Source organism: Chryseobacterium sp. c4a (assembly GCF_009900745.1).
Taxonomy (GTDB): domain Bacteria; phylum Bacteroidota; class Bacteroidia; order Flavobacteriales; family Weeksellaceae; genus Chryseobacterium.
Map to the genome: position 1 here is coordinate 70,650 of NZ_WXVU01000001.1, position 16,685 is coordinate 87,334.

Annotated in this window: 12 protein-coding genes and 1 tRNA gene; all 13 read left to right on the plus strand. The window is 35.7% G+C overall.

Annotation, left to right across the window (positions count from 1 at the left end; all coding sequences use genetic code 11):
• Nucleotides 1-191 precede the first annotated feature (191 nt).
• The 13 genes from GTR01_RS00325 (at nucleotide 192) to GTR01_RS00385 (ending at nucleotide 16,568) form a co-directional block, all read left to right on the plus strand.
• Nucleotides 192-671: a lipocalin family protein gene (locus GTR01_RS00325; protein ID WP_160135905.1), complete on the plus strand. Its 480-nt coding sequence runs from the start codon at nucleotides 192-194 to the stop codon at nucleotides 669-671.
• A gap of 180 nt (nucleotides 672-851) precedes the next feature.
• A complete protein-coding gene (gene leuS / locus GTR01_RS00330; protein ID WP_160135906.1) occupies nucleotides 852-3,665 on the plus strand; it encodes a leucine--tRNA ligase in 2,814 nt (937 codons plus the stop codon).
• Between the two features lie 240 nt (nucleotides 3,666-3,905).
• Nucleotides 3,906-4,769: a MotA/TolQ/ExbB proton channel family protein gene (locus GTR01_RS00335; RefSeq protein WP_045501175.1), complete on the plus strand. Its 864-nt coding sequence runs from the start codon at nucleotides 3,906-3,908 to the stop codon at nucleotides 4,767-4,769.
• A gap of 56 nt (nucleotides 4,770-4,825) precedes the next feature.
• Nucleotides 4,826-5,434, plus strand: coding sequence for an ExbD/TolR family protein (locus GTR01_RS00340; protein ID WP_160135907.1), 609 nt, complete (start codon nucleotides 4,826-4,828; stop codon nucleotides 5,432-5,434).
• A 10-nt stretch (nucleotides 5,435-5,444) separates the two neighbouring features.
• Complete coding sequence (locus GTR01_RS00345) at nucleotides 5,445-6,011, plus strand: ExbD/TolR family protein (RefSeq protein ID WP_160135908.1); 567 nt, start codon at nucleotides 5,445-5,447, stop codon at nucleotides 6,009-6,011.
• Nucleotides 6,012-6,038: 27 nt separating this feature from the next.
• A complete protein-coding gene (locus GTR01_RS00350; RefSeq protein WP_160135909.1) occupies nucleotides 6,039-6,881 on the plus strand; it encodes an energy transducer TonB in 843 nt (280 codons plus the stop codon).
• A gap of 77 nt (nucleotides 6,882-6,958) precedes the next feature.
• The gene (locus GTR01_RS00355) at nucleotides 6,959-7,156 is read left to right on the plus strand and encodes a C4-dicarboxylate ABC transporter (protein ID WP_185155078.1); all 198 of its coding nucleotides are present in this window, start codon (nucleotides 6,959-6,961) and stop codon (nucleotides 7,154-7,156) included.
• Complete coding sequence (locus GTR01_RS00360; protein WP_160135910.1) at nucleotides 7,146-8,024, plus strand: PstS family phosphate ABC transporter substrate-binding protein; 879 nt, start codon at nucleotides 7,146-7,148, stop codon at nucleotides 8,022-8,024. The genes GTR01_RS00355 and GTR01_RS00360 overlap by 11 nt, the downstream gene beginning before the upstream one ends.
• 91 nt (nucleotides 8,025-8,115) lie before the next feature.
• On the plus strand, nucleotides 8,116-9,768 hold the full coding sequence (locus tag GTR01_RS00365) for a tetratricopeptide repeat protein (RefSeq protein ID WP_160135911.1): 1,653 nt from the start codon (nucleotides 8,116-8,118) through the stop codon (nucleotides 9,766-9,768).
• Nucleotides 9,769-9,849: 81 nt separating this feature from the next.
• On the plus strand, nucleotides 9,850-10,569 hold the full coding sequence (gene bshB1, locus GTR01_RS00370) for a bacillithiol biosynthesis deacetylase BshB1 (protein WP_160135912.1): 720 nt from the start codon (nucleotides 9,850-9,852) through the stop codon (nucleotides 10,567-10,569).
• 35 nt (nucleotides 10,570-10,604) lie between these two features.
• Nucleotides 10,605-10,680, plus strand: a tRNA-His gene (locus tag GTR01_RS00375).
• A 384-nt stretch (nucleotides 10,681-11,064) separates the two neighbouring features.
• The gene (locus tag GTR01_RS00380) at nucleotides 11,065-11,499 is read left to right on the plus strand and encodes a hypothetical protein (RefSeq protein WP_160135913.1); all 435 of its coding nucleotides are present in this window, start codon (nucleotides 11,065-11,067) and stop codon (nucleotides 11,497-11,499) included.
• 26 nt (nucleotides 11,500-11,525) lie between these two features.
• Nucleotides 11,526-16,568, plus strand: coding sequence for a DUF4132 domain-containing protein (locus GTR01_RS00385; protein WP_160135914.1), 5,043 nt, complete (start codon nucleotides 11,526-11,528; stop codon nucleotides 16,566-16,568).
• The last annotated feature ends 117 nt before the right edge of the window (nucleotides 16,569-16,685 follow it).

A 16,685-nucleotide genomic window follows, 5' to 3' on the forward strand; every position in this document is an offset into this window, starting at 1 on the left:
CTTTGCTACAAAAATAACTTTTTTAATAAAACAGAGCTCTTTTCAATTGTTCAATATTTGTTAAATAAAGGCAATATGGCCTCTTTCGACTTTAAAATATATATAAATAAAAGCCGATAAAATAATTTTTCACAAAAAATAGTGAAATAAATCAAAAAAATTATAATTTTAGCGCTTGAAAAAAATAATCTATGAAGAAATTAGCACTACTATTTTTTGGTTTATCATTATTGATAACTACCGGATGTAATAACAGCAACGATATTGTTATAGATGAACCCGTTATTGGATTCTGGCAACCGTTAAAAGAGGTAGTTACTACCGTAGAGGTAGGTGAGCAGCCAATTTCAGATGTGATTACATATACCGACTGTCAGAAGCAATCCAGATGGTGGTTCAGTACCGAAATAGCTGGAAAAAGAATGGATGTGGAAGATCCTACTACAGGAACAGCCTGTAATATTTTACCAGATAAGAACTTTACCTATACGTATGATAAAAGTGCTAAAACCCTTCAGATGAAATATCAGGGAGTGGTAGAACCTGTAAATACTAAGGTGGTTACAATCGACGCAACTACACTTAATTTATCCATAAGAGTAGAAACTGAAGATCCTACGATATTTAAAACAAGAACGATCACTTTTAAAAGAGTAAGCCCTAAACCTTAATTGGGTAATTCAAGATATAATAAAGGTCTCATCTTCGGGTGAGACCTTTCTATTTAAATGAGAATGACAATTCATCATAAATTAAATTTCTATTTCCTTTAAAATCATTATTTTTGTGAATCTTGTTTAAAAGAAAAACAATCCAATATTTAAAGTCTAACATATAAACATCCATATAAAGTGTTTTACGATCATCAGCAGATAGAAAAAAAGTGGCAGAAATACTGGGAGGAAAATCAAACCTATAAAACCTCCAACAATACCGATAAACCTAAATTTTATGTACTCGATATGTTTCCGTACCCATCCGGAGCCGGACTTCACGTAGGACACCCACTGGGATATATTGCGTCAGATATCTATGCGAGATATAAAAGACATCAAGGGTTTAACGTTCTCCACCCGGTTGGATATGACAGCTTCGGGCTTCCTGCTGAACAATATGCAATTCAGACAGGGCAGCATCCTGCTATTACTACGGAACAAAATATCAACAGATACGAAGAGCAGCTAAGAAAAATCGGATTCTCATTCGACTGGAGCAGAGAAGTAAGAACTTCCGATGCTTCTTATTATAAATGGACACAATGGATCTTTATCCAGTTGTACCACTCTTGGTATAATAAAGATACCAACAAGGCAGAAGCTATTGATACTTTAATCAAACACTTTGAAGAAAAGGGAACAGAAGGATTAAATGCCAATCAGAACGATGAATTGAACTTCACTGCTGAAGAATGGGCAAGTGCTTCTGATTTAGATAAAGAAGATATCTTACTAAACTATCGTCTTGCTTACAGAGCAGAGACTACCGTAAACTGGTGTCCTGCATTAGGAACCGTTTTAGCAAATGATGAGATAAAAGACGGAAAATCTGAAAGAGGAGGTTTCCCTGTATTCCAAAAGAAAATGATGCAGTGGAGCATGAGAATCTCTGCATATTCTGAAAGATTATTACAAGGTCTTACCACATTAGACTGGCCACAACCGTTGAAAGACTCTCAGGAATACTGGATCGGAAAATCTCAGGGAGCACAAGTGAAGTTCCAGGTAGAAGGGCACGATGAGTTCGTTGAGGTATTTACCACAAGACCTGATACTATTTTTGGGGCAACCTTTATGGTACTGGCTCCGGAAAACCCATTAGTGGATACTATTACTACAGAAGCTCAAAAAGTGGAAGTAGATACTTATATAGAAGAAACTTCTAAGAAAACAGAAAGAGACAGAATGTCTGACGTGAAAAACGTGAGTGGAGCTTTCACTGGAAGTTATGCAATCAATCCGTTCAGCGGAGAAAAAATGCCAATCTATATTTCAGACTATGTATTGATGGGATATGGAACAGGAGCTGTAATGGCTGTACCGGCGCATGATGAACGTGATCATAGATTTGCAAAGAAATTTAATTTAGAAATTAAAAAAGTAGTTGAAACAGAAGAAGACGTTCAGGAAAACTCTTTTGACTCTAAAGACTCTGTGTGTGTAAACTCGGATTTCTTAAACGGGCTACATTATAATGATGCTAAATCAAAAATAATTGCTGAAATTGAAACGAAAGGAATCGGTCATGGAACTACGAATTATAGACAGCGTGATGCGATTTTCTCAAGACAACGTTATTGGGGAGAACCAGTTCCTATATATTATAAGGATGGAATGCCATACACGTTACCAGTTTCTGCTTTACCATTAGAACTTCCTGAAGTTGAAAAATACTTGCCAACAGAAGATGGAGATCCGCCACTAGGAAATGCAAAAACATTTGCGTGGGATGAGGTGAACCAGAAAGTGGTTGATACAGATTTAATTGATGACCAAACGATATTCCCATTAGAATTATCTACAATGCCGGGTTGGGCTGGAAGCTCATGGTATTTCCTTAGATATATGGATCCACAAAATGATGGAGAATTCAGTGCAAAGAATCTTTCAGATTATTGGGGACAAGTAGACTTATATATAGGAGGTAGCGAGCACGCAACCGGTCACTTATTATATTCTCGTTTCTGGAACATGTTCCTAAAAGACAGAGGGTATATCAATCACGATGAACCTTTCCAAAAATTAATCAACCAGGGAATGATCCTTGGGATGAGTGCATTTGTATACAGAATTGATGGTACTAATCAATATGTATCTAAAAACTTAGCCAGCGAATACCAGACTCAACAGATTCACGTTGATGTATCTTTATTAAAAGGAACATCTGATGAATTAGATACTGAAGCATTCAAAGCATGGAGACCTGATTATGCAGAAGCAGAATTTATTTTAGAAGATGGAAAATACATCACAGATCGTGAAGTAGAAAAAATGTCTAAGTCTAAATACAATGTAGTAAATCCTGATGATATCTGTGAAGAATACGGAGCAGACGGATTAAGATTGTATGAAATGTTCTTAGGGCCATTGGAGCAATCTAAGCCTTGGAATACACAAGGGCTAAGCGGAGTGTATGGTTTCCTTAAAAAATTCTGGAACCTTTATTTTAATGGTGATGTATTTGAAGTTTCTGATGAAGAACCTACAAAAGCAGAATATAAAGTTTTACATACCTTAATAAAGAAGGTTGTTTATGACATTGAAAACTTCTCTTTCAATACCTCAGTGTCATCATTTATGATTGCTGTAAATGAACTTCAGAAATTAAAATGTAACAAGCGCAATATTTTAGAACCGTTAGCCGTTATCATTTCTCCGTATGCTCCTCACATCTGTGAAGAATTGTGGAGTTTATTGGGACACGATGCATCTATTGAATTCGAGGCGTTTCCTACATTAAATGAGGATTATCTAATCGAGGATGAAATTGAGTATCCGGTAAGCGTAAATGGTAAAATGAAGTTCAAAATTTCTCTTTCAGCTCAATTATCTGCTAAGGAGGTAGAAGATTTGGTGATTTCAAATGAGAAAATGCAACAGATTTTGGAGGGCAAAACCCCTAAAAAAATCATTGTAGTCCCTCACCGTATTGTGAATATCGTAATTTAAAAAAAAATTAACATTGGGAAATTAAAAAAAATGGAGTCCTTATTTTTTAGATTTTTTAACTCAAATGTTAAATTTGAGGAAAATAAATAAAATAATTGCGAATAATTATAATATCAAAATCGTATTAAATTTTCTTTATTAAAAAATATCAAAATGTTTAATTAAGACTCTTGCATTTTAATTAATTTTGCCTTTAATTTACACCCTGTAAAATTTTAAAACAATATAATTTAGTTAAATATGGAAATGAATGTTTCAAAAAATGATGAGCAAGTAGTTGCTAGAAAAGCGGGAGGTTTAAATCCAGCTGTTATTATTCCTATTTTATTAGTAATAGGGATTTGTATTTGGTTATTCGTTTTAGGTAACCCAGGTAATTTTAAAGCTGATCCAAGATTAGCAGGTGCATCAGTAGCGTTTTCTGATGTTGAAGGTAAGGAGATGCATCCAGAAGGGTTTTTAGGGATGATCTACATGGGAGGTATTATTGTACCATTACTTGTAACATTCATGATTACTGTTATTGTTTTCTCATTTGAAAGATACTTTGTATTAAGCAAAGCTTCAGGTTCAGGTAACGTAGATAACTTTGTAGTAAAAGTAAGAAGCTTACTAAACGGAAACAAAATTGACGAAGCTTTAGAAGAGTGCGACAGACAGCAAGGTTCTGTAGGGAACGTTGTAAAAGAAGGTCTTACTACTTACAAGGCTCTTGCTCACGATACTACTTTAAATAAAGAGCAGAAAATGGTAGCGCTTAACAAAGCTATCGAAGAAGCTACAACTCTTGAGATGCCAATGCTTGAGAAAAATATGATGATCCTTTCTACTTTAGGTACTGTTGCAACGTTAGTAGCACTACTAGGAACAGTAATCGGGATGATTAGAGCATTCTTCGCGTTAGGTGCTGGAGGAGGTACTCCAGATGCAGCAGCTCTATCAATCGGTATTTCTGAAGCCTTGATCAACACGGCGTTAGGTATTGGTACTTCTGCAGTAGCGATTATTCTTTATAACTTCTTTACTTCTAAAATTGACGGATTAACTTATAAGATCGACGAGATCGCTATGAGCATCCAACAGTCTTTTGCTGAATTCCACTAAGATGGAACTGTGTTTTGCACAATAAAAGAAGTTTAAAAAATAATTTATAAAAAATAATGGCGAGAATTAAACCAAAAAGACATGGAGTAGTTACGGACATGACCGCGATGTGCGACGTTACGTTCCTATTACTTACGTTCTTTATTATGACCACGCAGTTTAAAAAACCTGATGTGGAGCAGATCAAACCGCCATCTTCAATTTCGGAAAAATTACTTCCTGATGCTAGTTTAATGACGATCAACGCTACACCGGACGGAAAATTTTATTTCCAGCCAGTAGAGAATGCATCAGAAAGACTTGCTCTTTTAGATAAAATGGGTCAGAAGTATGGCGTTACTTTTGATAATAATCAAAAAGCAGCTTTCCAGAAAGTTCAGGCTATTGGAGTTCCAATGAACCAATTAAAAGGGTATTTGGATTTGCCTGAAGATGAGCAGAAAAATTACAAGAGTCCTACAGGGATTCCTATGGATAGTACAAATAAGCAATTAATTGACTGGGTAAAAGAAAGTTTAAGCGTTAACCCTGACTACAAGTTAGCCATCAAAGGTGACGTTACAACAAAATATCCTAAAGTTAAAAGCCTATTTGAGGGTTTAAGAGATATCGATTTTCTTAAATTTTGGTTGATTACATCACAAGAAGGTAAACCTAATGAATAATTAAGAAGAAATGGCAGAAGTACAAGTACAGGATAAGAGTGCCAAGGGTGGCAAGGTTCGATCCAAGAAAAACAACCCCAGAGTCGATATGACTCCGATGGTTGACCTTAATTTCTTACTATTGATGTTCTTTATGTTTACGTCAACTTTTAGTAAACCGAATGTGATGGATTTGGGTCTTCCGGCTAAACCGAAAGATGATAAACAAAAACCACCTCCAACAGAAATTAAACTTTCGAATTCAATTTCTATATTACTAGGAAAAGATAATAAAGTATTTTGGCACCAGCAGGATCAAACTTCCTTGAATGACCAAACTCTTATGGAAACTAGTTTTGACAGAGAAGGAATTAGAAAAGTAATTGAGCAGGCAAAATCTAGAGCTGCAGATCCTACCAAATTTACGGTGATCATTAAGCCAACTGACGATGCTGTATATAAGAACTTTGTTGATATTCTTGATGAAATGGCAATTACCAAAAGTGAGCAGTACGGTGTTACTGATATCAAATCTTGGGAAAAAGCTGTTTATGAGAAGAAAGTAGGTGGTGCAGCAGCACCGGCTGCTACAAAGTAATTTAACCATAAAATTGTTATTTTATCTATGGCAGATGAAAATGTATACAATCAAAATCTTACTTTAGACGAGATTGTATTTGAAAATAGAAACAAGGAATATGGTGCCTATGATCTTAGACATCAGTATCCTAGACTTCTGACAAAATCTTTTATTGTCGGAACATCTATATTCCTTTTGGTAGCTTTGTCTCCGTTCATCTATCTTACAATTAAGAATCTTACAGCTCCGCCTAAGACAGAAGTTAAGGCAGATCTTTTGAATATTGAGGAAGATGATCCGATTATTGAGCAGCCTAAAGAAGAAGAACCACCTCCACCACCTCCACCTCCAAAAGAGGAACCAAAAATTGAGGTGATCCAGAACGTGGTTCCTGAGCCTGTAAAAGCTCCGAAAATTGAAACTCCACCTCCGCCAATTTCTAAGCAGTTGGAAACTACAACTGGTTTGCAAAATCAGGAGGGAGTAAAAGCTCCGGCTTATACACCACCACCGCCACCACCATCTACAGGAAACAAAACTGCTACTGTAGAAGTGAAAGCGAACAACCCTAACGAAATCTACAAAGATGTAGACCAATCTGCAGAATATCCTGGAGGTATGGGTGCATTAAGAAAATTCTTAGGAGAAAACTTCGATACTTCATTAATGGAAGGAGGTGAAGGTACCCTTAAAGCTAAGCTTAAGTTCGTTGTAGAAAGAGACGGAACTGTTTCTGCAGTTACTATTGAAGAGAAATCTCCAAATAGCGACTTCAACAATGAAGCAATTCGTGTAGTTAAGAAACTTAAAAAGTGGACTCCTGCTAAAAGAAATGGAGAAAGCGTTAGATCTTACTATAGCGTACCATTTACTATGAACTTTGAATAATTAGACTTATTTATTCAAAATATAAATAAAAAGAGAGGCTTATGCTTCTCTTTTTATTTTTTTTGTATTTTTGTTACATGATGTTCAAGTGGTTATCCCTAGTAGCGGGATTGTTTTATATCGTATTAGGAATTGTAGTAATGGTCTACAGATTCTTCTTTACTATTTTAGACCCTATTGTAGCGTATGCTTTAGGTGGGGTATTTGCTCTTTATGGGATATTTAGGATCTATAGAGCTGTTTCAGAAATCAAAAAAAACCGAAATGAAGAATAGTTTTTTTAAAACTGCAGCGGTTGTTGCTTTAAGCTTGATGATTGCTGGCTGCAAAAAAAAAGACGATAATGCTCCTTCTTATAATAAAGGTAATCTAACAATTTTTACGGACGATTCTTTTCAAAGTGTTACAGAAGCATTGGCTGAGGGGTATATGATCAGCTATCCTGAAACAAAGATTAACGTCGAAACAAAAAAAGAAGATTTAGGTTTTATTGACTTATTAAATGATAAGGCAAAGATTATTGTAATGTCCCGAAGCCTTAATGCAGAAGAGATCAAAACTTACGAAGAAAGAACTCAGTTAAAATTTACTCCTGCAAAATTTGCAGCAGATGCTGTAGTTTTTGTGGTTCCAAAAGATTCTCCAAAAGAAAGTATCTCTATGGATGAGATCAGTAACGGGATGCTTTCAGAAAATAAAGATTTTATTTTTGACGGAACAAACTCCAGTAATCTAAATTTTGTAGCTGAAAAATTAAAAAAACAGCCTAAAGACCTTAAATTTTCCATTATTCCGGGAAATCAAAAGGTTATTGAAGAATTGGGAAAATATCCGAATAAAATAGGCGTTATAGGACTTAATACATTTAGCCGCCCTTATGATAAAACTTCTGAGCAATTGAGAAATATGGTGAAAGTTCTTCCGGTGGTTAATAACGGAAAAACATACAATGCCGATTCTGAAGGACTTCGTTCTATGGATTATCCATTTACAAGAGTTCTTTATTTCCTGGCTAATGAAGGTGGATTCAATATTGCAAGTGGATTTATAAGATTTTCATGTACCCATTTGGGACAAAAAATTGTTCAAAAAGAAGGTTTACAGCCTTATAACCTGTACAAAAGAGAGGTGCAGATGCGTTAAAAAATATAATTTCACAATTTACCTCAAACAAATAAAGTGTTTTGGTCTGAAAATTGTGTAGAATATAACTCAATTGATTAGAAAATATAAAATGAAAGATATAATGAATATGAATGTAAAGAAGATTGCTTTTGGAGCAGCCGTGGTATTTTTTACCGGTTTTGCCACTGCACAGACATTGCAGGATGGTATTAACAGTATAGACAGTGATAAATTTGCTCAGGCAAAAACAAACTTCACTGATATGATCGCTAAAGAGCCTACTGCTGATAACTACTTCTATTTAGGAAATACTTTCTTAAAGCAAGGAGAGCCAGATTATGCAAAGGCTACTGAAAACTTTAACAAAGGATTAGCTGCTGATGGTAAAAGCTTTCTTAACAAGATCGGTTTAGCTACTGTAAAGTTAGGTAAAGGTGACAAAAGCGCTATTGCTGAAATTCAAAAAATCGTAACCGATTCTAAAGAAAAAGATGCTGACGTATTATTCAGAGCAGCAGAAGCTTTAACTTTATTTGAAAAGAACAGTTCTCCGGATCTTGCAATTCAGTTCCTTACTAAAGCAATTGAAAAAGCAGAGAAAAAAGGAGTTCCTGCACATTATTATTATACATTAGGTGATGCTTACAGATTGAAGAGAGCTCCGGGTGAAGCAATGTCTGCTTATGACAAAGCGTTACCATTAGCTAAAAATAAAGCTTCTGTTTATACAAGAATGGCAACTTTATGGATGGCTGCTCAGCAATGGCAACAAGCAAAACAAAATATTGATAAAGCAATTGGAGTAGATGCTACTTATGCACCTGCATACAAAGCAATGGCTGGATATGATATCAGATATCAGCAAAATGCAAAAGCTACACAAGACCTTATCAACTATACAAAATATGCTGATGAAGATCCATATACTCAATTAGAAATTGCAAAATTGTACTTCACAAACGAAGATTATGCGAGCTCTAAAACAGTATTAGATAAAATATTTGATAAAATTGAAGACCCTATTAAGTTCAAATTAAGAGCTTATCAGGATTATGCAGATAAGAACTATGCAGGAGCTAAACAAAACATGGATACTTTCGTTTCTCAAGCTGATAAAACAAGAGTATTACCTGCTGACCAAGGTTTACAGGGACTTATCGCTGCGGGATTAGCAAAAGATGAAAAAGATGCGGCTAAGAAATCTGCTTTAACAACAGAATCTCAACAGAAAATCGCTATTGCTAAAGCTGCAAAAGATGAAACAATGAAGTGGGATTTAGAATTAGCAAACATCGCTGGAGGTGGAGGTGCTTCTCAGGCAGAAGCTGATAAAGGGCCTACTAACCCTGCCATTGAAGCATTGAAAAAACAAGTAGCAGCTAACAGCCAGGATTCTGATGCTTTATTCAAATTAGCAACAGCTTATCAGGACGTTAAAAACTGGAATGGAGCAATCCTTACATGGCAGAAAATGTCTGCACTTCTTCCGGATTGGGCACCAGCTTACTACAGCCAAGGATATTCTTATCAGCAGGCTGGTAACAATGAAGCGGCTAAATTAGCTTACGAAAAATTCATCAGCACTGTAAAACCTGCTGAGCAAGAAGCAAACAAACAGACTTTAGCTTATGCTTACTTTGCTGTAGCTTACATGAGTAAAGATTCTGATGCTGCAAAAGCTAAAGAATATGTAGCTAAATCTTTACAGTTAGATCCTACTTATCAGGATGCTGTAAAATTAAATGCAGAGATCAACAAGTAATTTAAATTTTAAATTATAGATATTAAAACTTCCCATTCGTAATGTTTGGGAAGTTTTTATTTTAAACTTATCTTTGATTATATGAAAACTGATATACTTGCTTTTGGAGCACATCCTGATGATGTAGAGCTGGGATGTGGTGGAACTATTGCTAAAATGGTTGCTGAAGGAAAAAAATGTGTCGTGGTAGATCTTACCCGAGGAGAACTCGGAACAAGAGGTACAGATGAAACCAGAAAAGCAGAAGCTGCAGATGCAGCAAAAATTTTAGGACTGTCTGCAAGAGAGAACCTGGGAATGAAAGATGGCTTTTTGGTGAATTCGGAAGAATACCAAATGAGGATCGTAAAAATGATCCGCAAATACAGGCCAGAAATCGTATTAGCGAATGCAATTGATGATAGACATCCAGATCATGCAAAAGGAGCGAAATTAGTGTCGGATGCGTGCTTTTTGTCCGGATTGAGAAAAATTGAGACCGTAGTGGATGGAGAAGCCCAGGAAGTTTGGAGACCTAAGCATGTTTTCCATTATATCCAGTGGAAAGATATCAAACCGGAGTTCGTTATTGACATTTCAGAATTTTTAGATAAAAAGATTGCTTCATGCATGGCTTATAAAACTCAATTTTATGACCCGACTTCTAAAGAACCTGAGACTCCAATTACCACAAAAGACTTTTATGAAAGCTTAACTTACCGCGCACAGGATTTAGGGCGATTATCGGGAGTTGCTTACGCTGAGGGCTTTACGTCAGAAAGATTAATTTCTTTGAAAAATTTTGATGGAATTGTTTGGTAGTTGAGAAAATTGTCCTATATTTGCACTCAGAAAACGGTGATTGTAGCTCAGTTGGTTAGAGCGTCGGATTGTGGTTCCGAAGGTCGTGGGTTCGAGACCCATCATTCACCCAAAGAAAGTACACTTTTTGAAAGTGTACTTTTTTATTTTATACCTATTCTGTGGGTGAAATAATATCTCTTTTTTATTCTTTTTCGAGAAGCTTTTTCCCGCTATCCACTCATACTCCTCACGCCGACCCCTAAAAATGGCATCGCTTGCTGCGGGGTAACCGTTTCTATCGGGGCTAATTTTATGAGTAATAAAATGATAAATAATAGGAGGTATTTTCTTTATCATTGTTATTCATTATTTATTTGTGGAGCAACATTCACAATTGACTACTCTCTTTTCACAGACTATTTCTCATCCAATTATTGATATTCGTCATAAAATCTCATTTTGAAACAATAGAGGTTTTAAATTTCACTATATTTAAACACACTAAGTTCAAATATGGATATAAAAGTCACTGTAAAGCAGTTGGGCAGGAAGCATCCTGTTCTTTCGGAACAAAAAATTGAAATCGCTTACGAAGATTCAATAATCTCTTTAGAAAATTTATTAAAGCTCATTGTTCAACAGCAGGTAGAAGAGTTTAATGCTAAATCATTCGAGCTCGAAGATGAAGATACGGCTAAAATTCCAACAGATAATTACCTAAATATTCTTACTGATACAGGTAAAGTAGGCTTTGGGAGTATTTATAATCTTAAAGAAGCAGACGTACAAAAAGCCCAGGAAAATGCTGTTCAGGCATTTGAAGATGGGATGTTTGCTGTCTTCTATAATGATGAACAGTTCGAAAATCTTGATCAAACAATAGATTTGAGTTTACAATATACATTTACTTTTATCAGGCTCACCTTTCTTGCTGGAAGCTATTGGTAACCAAATTATACAAACAAATAAAATACATGGAAATCACAAAAAAATTAGAATCGAAAAAATTAATTAATAATTACTATGAAAAGCTACGGAAAGACCTTATAGAAATGTCAGAAAAGGGAATTTCTACACAGGTATTTCCGGAAAAACCTCTCCTGAAGAAAGAGGTTGCTGAACTTGCTGTACTCCTGATGGGAAAAACAAATTATTATCAGGCCATGACATTGGGTTCAAAAGAAGCAGAAAAGTTTAAGGAACTTATTAAGACTAATATTTGGGAGGATCCAGACTATTATCAACTGTTGGTTTATTATTTTGGCGAAAATGCTGATCTTGTAAAATATGCGTGGAACAGGATGCCTTATAAAATGTATCAGAAAAGTTATTATCGTCGTTCATTCAGAGCTCCTCATAATAAAAGATACATTCAGCTTAATCAGGCTAATCTGATTCGTGAATTGTTGCGTTTTACAGCTAAAAATTCATATGACAATGAATATTATAATCTTTCATTGCAAGAACAGATTATTTATGACAATGAGGTTTATAATAATAGTCATCAGTTCTATATCTGGTCAGCTGCGATTGATACGGGGAATACAGATGTTTATCAGCTTATTGAAGATATTATTTTCAACAAACATAACGAAGGTAAAGTATCCCTTAATATTATTAAGACCTTACTGAATAGTGAACAAAAACACTGTTGGGAGCTTGTAGAAAAACTTTTACTTGCAGCTCAGCGACAGGAGGGGCTAAGACAAACCATTCTGGAAGCATTGGACGAAACCAGTATTGGGGCTTTGGAATATATGATCAATGTAATTATTGAACAGAAACTTACCCGTTTTTCATCTGTAGTACGTGGGGTAGATACCTGGACAGGATTAGGCTGGGAAGCTGAGAAAGAATCTGTAGTAAAAGGAATATTGTCATTAGCTTCTGCTTATTTCAGTCATCCGGAACAAATTCCCGAAGCAATAAAAAGCAAAAATAATAATGAAGTTTATATGGCCTTGTGGGTGCAGGGAGTTTGGGATGTAGATAAAACAGTTCCTTTCTTACATGAATTATTTGATAAAGGAAATGTGGAGAAGAAATGCCTGGCGATTAAATTTGCAGCCGAAACGGATGACCCATATATTCAGATGCCTTTGTATTATAAAGCGGTATTAGAAGGTAATGTAGAAGTGATGGCCTTTGCAGGTACTCATATATCAGCATTATTAAGTGCTAATACCAGCACTAAATTCTTTATCAACAATCCAGACTATCCGGATTTCTTTGAAAAGCTTCATGAACTTACTCAAAAAATAGAAGTTAAAGAAAAGAAATTTGAAGGAAAAGTATTTTCATGGCTGAATGTTACTTTCAAAAAAAGTGATTTGTATGCTTCCATGTTTTATCTGGTAGGAGAGGATAGCAATAAACTTGATCTGGTTCTTTCGTATTTTGATCAGTTTGATCTTTCATTACGTGAGTTATTGGCTCGAGATATATTGCGTGAATTTTACTGTTACTCTCTGTCGTATGCAGTAGGAAAAAAGAAACTGAAAGTAACAGCTTTTCAGAGAGAATTTGCTTTTAAAATTTTAAAAGACAGAGGAGAGGCATTAGTAGCATCCGGAATCAATGTTTTGTTACAGGATCCTTTAAGTAAAGAAGAAATTATGGTGTTCTTTGATCTCTTTAAACGAAAAGGGGGAGTACTTCGTAAAAAGCTTATAGAACTTGTTATAGAACAGAAAGATGATGTTGTGATTCCATTAATTGAAGAATTAATGAGTAAAGGAGATCTGGAGCAGCGTGCAGCCTCATTGGATATAATGCTTCAGCTTCAAAAAGAAAAAAGAGCAGCTGCACAGATTACGAACTGGACAAAACAATATACTGAGAGATCAAAAATAACAGAAAGAGAGCAGGGGTTATTGGATCAGATCAATCCATCAGGAGATCAGACCATTCTTTCTGAAGACAATGGATATGGTTTTTATGATCCTAATGTAGTGTCAAAATTTGCATTACCAAAGGTGGAATCTAATTCAATATATGCACAGGCTACTAAAAAAGACAAATATGGGTTTACAAAACCTATGGATGCTGTGAAAGCGGAAATAAAGAAGCTTAATGACTTATTCCTGAAACATAAAGATCACGAATATGAATCTGAAGAATGGGATGGCACTGTAACAACTTTGCTGATGGGAAATACTTTTCGTCAGATCAAAAGAGATACAGATGGTTTTACAGTTGTGCAATTAGCCGAAAATTATCCTTTGTATGAAGTTTGGGAGAAATGGTATCTGGATTCAGGCTTACAACCGAGAGACCTGTTTTTATTAACATTAGCTGAAAGTTGTGATAGAAAAGTTTTCAGAGAATTTATGGAAAACTATGTATTCTACTACAAGGATATTTTAATAAATCCGTTGAAGGGAAGATATGCCTGGGAAAATCCGATTTTGATTATATTAAATTCATTAAAAGATAAATTTGTATTTGAAGAACGAGTAGATTTTGCGATAGATGCTGCCAGTACACTCTTTGCTAATCTTCCTGAGAGTATTCTCAACTATAAAGGAAAAGATAGTAATGATTACTATTACCAGGATCAGGGAAATGGCTGGCAGAAACTCGATTTTTTCATGCCTTTCTTATGGGCTATTCCAAGAACAGGACTTACAGATGAACAGCATATCAAACAATGGAACCTGTACCGTTGGATGCAGTATAACGGATTGAAAGAAAATATCAAAAAATCGGTTCCTAATTTCTATTTCTTTTGTAAAGCTTATGAATTAAAGCTCATTACAAAAGAAGAACTATATGAGGGGATTTTAACGGCTGATTCGGCGATCAGAGAGCTTACAACAGTTAAAGTTAATTATTATAACAACGAAAAATATCTGGAGGTATTTCCTTTCCTGAAGCCTATGATTACGGAAATACAGGATAAATTCCTTGATATAGAACTCATCCGCGGAGATTCTAATACAGCGGTTTCTCATTTTGTACAACAATTTCAGACCATATATGGAGCGAATCGTTTTGTTCAGATTCTGAAAGGTCTTGGTAAATCAGGATTATATGCTAATTACATCTATAGTTACAGTAATGAAAGCATGACCAAGCAAAAGTTATTCTCTAAATTGATTTCTGAATGTTATCCTTTAGAAAGTGATACGCAGAAGGTATTCAATGAAATGATGAAGAATGAGAAGATTTCAGAGCTTCGTTTAATTCAGGCGGCAGTGTATGCACCGCAGTGGCAGTCTCTTGTTAGCAGTTATTTAGGCTGGAAAGGTCTGGATTCTGCAATTTGGTGGATGCATGCACATACTAAAACCGGAGCTTATGAGGCTCAAAATGCAAAACTGGAAAGTGAAGTAGCCAAATATTCATCGGTGGATATCCAGGATTTTAAAGATGGAGCAGTGGATAAAGATTGGTTTACAAAAGCCTATAAGGAGCTTGGCAAAGCGCGTTGGGAAATGTTGTATGAATCTGCAAAATATATATCAGACGGAAATGGTCATAGAAGAGCAAGGCTTTATTCTGATACTCTATCCGGAAGCTTAAAGATCAAAGAAGTTACGGCTAAAGTAAAAGATAAACGTGACCAGGATTACCTTCGTGTGTATGGATTAGTTCCTTTAAGCAAAACAAACCCTGAGAAAGATGTATTGAGCCGATACGAATACATTCAGCAGTTCAAGAAAGAGAGCAAAGAGTTTGGTTCTATGAAGCAATCCAGTGAAGCTTTGGCTATCCGTGTGGCTTTGGAGAATTTAGCGAGAAATGCGGGATACCCGGATCCGGTAAGGCTTACCTGGGCGATGGAAACCAAGCAAATCCAGGGGCTTTTATCAAAAGATACTCAAGTAACTATTGATGGGGTGACTGTGGGCTTAATTATTGAAGATAGCGGGAAGGCTGAATTGGTTGTATTCAGAGATGATAAACAGCTGAAATCTATTCCGCCGAAAATTAAGAAAGATAAAGCCATCGTTGAATTGACCAATAATCGTAAAATTATGCGTGAACAATGGTCGCGCTCCAGAAAAGGGTTGGAAGAAGCAATGATAAGAGGCGATGAATTCTTTTTAAAAGAAATTAAAACCCTTTTCGAGCATCCGGTTATTGTCAAGCACTTAGAAAAGTTGGTATTTATCTCCAATGATCATACAATAGGATTTTATCATGATGGTAGCCTTGTGAATGCTCATGGTGAGATCCAGAAATTGAGCGAAGAAAGTACTTTACGTATTGCACATTGTGTAGACCTGCATGAACATTCTGTATGGAGCGACTATCAGCATTATTGTTTTAAAGAAAAGCTTATCCAGCCATTCAAACAGATATTCAGAGAACTCTATGTTCCGACCCCTGATGAATTGAAAGAGAAGTCTATTTCCCGCAGATATGCAGGACATCAGATTCAGCCAAAACAGACATTGGCATTGCTTAAAACAAGGGGATGGAAGGTTGATTATGAGGAAGGATTGCAAAAAGTATATCATAAGGACGGTTTCCAGGTAAAATTATATGCTATGGCAGACTGGTTCTCACCGGCAGATATAGAAAGTCCAACGTTGGAGACCATAGAATTTCACTCATTAAAGGATTATAAAAATATTCCTTTTGAAGACATTAATCCAAGGTTATTCTCTGAGGTAATGCGTGATGTGGATCTTGTGGTTTCTGTTGCTCATGTAGGAAATGTAGATCCTGAAGCTAGCCATTCATCTATGGAAATGAGAGCAGTGCTGATGAAAGAAACAGCACGTTTGTTTAAGCTGGATAATGTGAAAATTGAAGGTTCACATGTATTGATTAAAGGCCAAATGGCAGAATATAGTGTACATTTAGGAAGTGCGGTTGTGCATCAGACTCCGGGGAGGTATTTATCCATTCTTCCGGTACATTCTCAGCACAGAGGTAGATTGTTCTTGCCTTTTGCAGATGACGATCCAAAATCAGCAGAAGTACTATCTAAAGTATTATTACTAGCTAAGGATAATGAAATTCAGGATCCAACTATCCTTTCCCAGATCAAAAGGGAATTTGTATAGGATAGAATTAAAAAAACTAAAAGGGTACACTGGTGAAGTGTACCCTTTTTTATGTTCTAAAAGATCAGCATCATTAAATAAGTTGCATTATATTTGTTTTTGAAAACTTTAACTGTT

What these genes read in the sequence shown, in the direction of transcription:
- bshB1 (WP_160135912.1), top strand. Translation starts at nt 9,850, where the DNA reads ATGAAAACTGATATACTTGCTTTTGGAGCACATCCTGATGATGTAGAG.
- GTR01_RS00360 (WP_160135910.1), top strand. Translation starts at nt 7,146, where the DNA reads ATGAAGAATAGTTTTTTTAAAACTGCAGCGGTTGTTGCTTTAAGCTTG.
- GTR01_RS00365 (WP_160135911.1), top strand. Translation starts at nt 8,116, where the DNA reads ATGAAAGATATAATGAATATGAATGTAAAGAAGATTGCTTTTGGAGCA.
- GTR01_RS00350 (WP_160135909.1), top strand. Translation starts at nt 6,039, where the DNA reads ATGGCAGATGAAAATGTATACAATCAAAATCTTACTTTAGACGAGATT.
- GTR01_RS00325 (WP_160135905.1), top strand. Translation starts at nt 192, where the DNA reads ATGAAGAAATTAGCACTACTATTTTTTGGTTTATCATTATTGATAACT.
- GTR01_RS00335 (WP_045501175.1), top strand. Translation starts at nt 3,906, where the DNA reads ATGGAAATGAATGTTTCAAAAAATGATGAGCAAGTAGTTGCTAGAAAA.
- GTR01_RS00355 (WP_185155078.1), top strand. Translation starts at nt 6,959, where the DNA reads ATGATGTTCAAGTGGTTATCCCTAGTAGCGGGATTGTTTTATATCGTA.
- GTR01_RS00385 (WP_160135914.1), top strand. Translation starts at nt 11,526, where the DNA reads ATGGAAATCACAAAAAAATTAGAATCGAAAAAATTAATTAATAATTAC.
- GTR01_RS00380 (WP_160135913.1), top strand. Translation starts at nt 11,065, where the DNA reads ATGGATATAAAAGTCACTGTAAAGCAGTTGGGCAGGAAGCATCCTGTT.
- GTR01_RS00340 (WP_160135907.1), top strand. Translation starts at nt 4,826, where the DNA reads ATGGCGAGAATTAAACCAAAAAGACATGGAGTAGTTACGGACATGACC.
- GTR01_RS00345 (WP_160135908.1), top strand. Translation starts at nt 5,445, where the DNA reads ATGGCAGAAGTACAAGTACAGGATAAGAGTGCCAAGGGTGGCAAGGTT.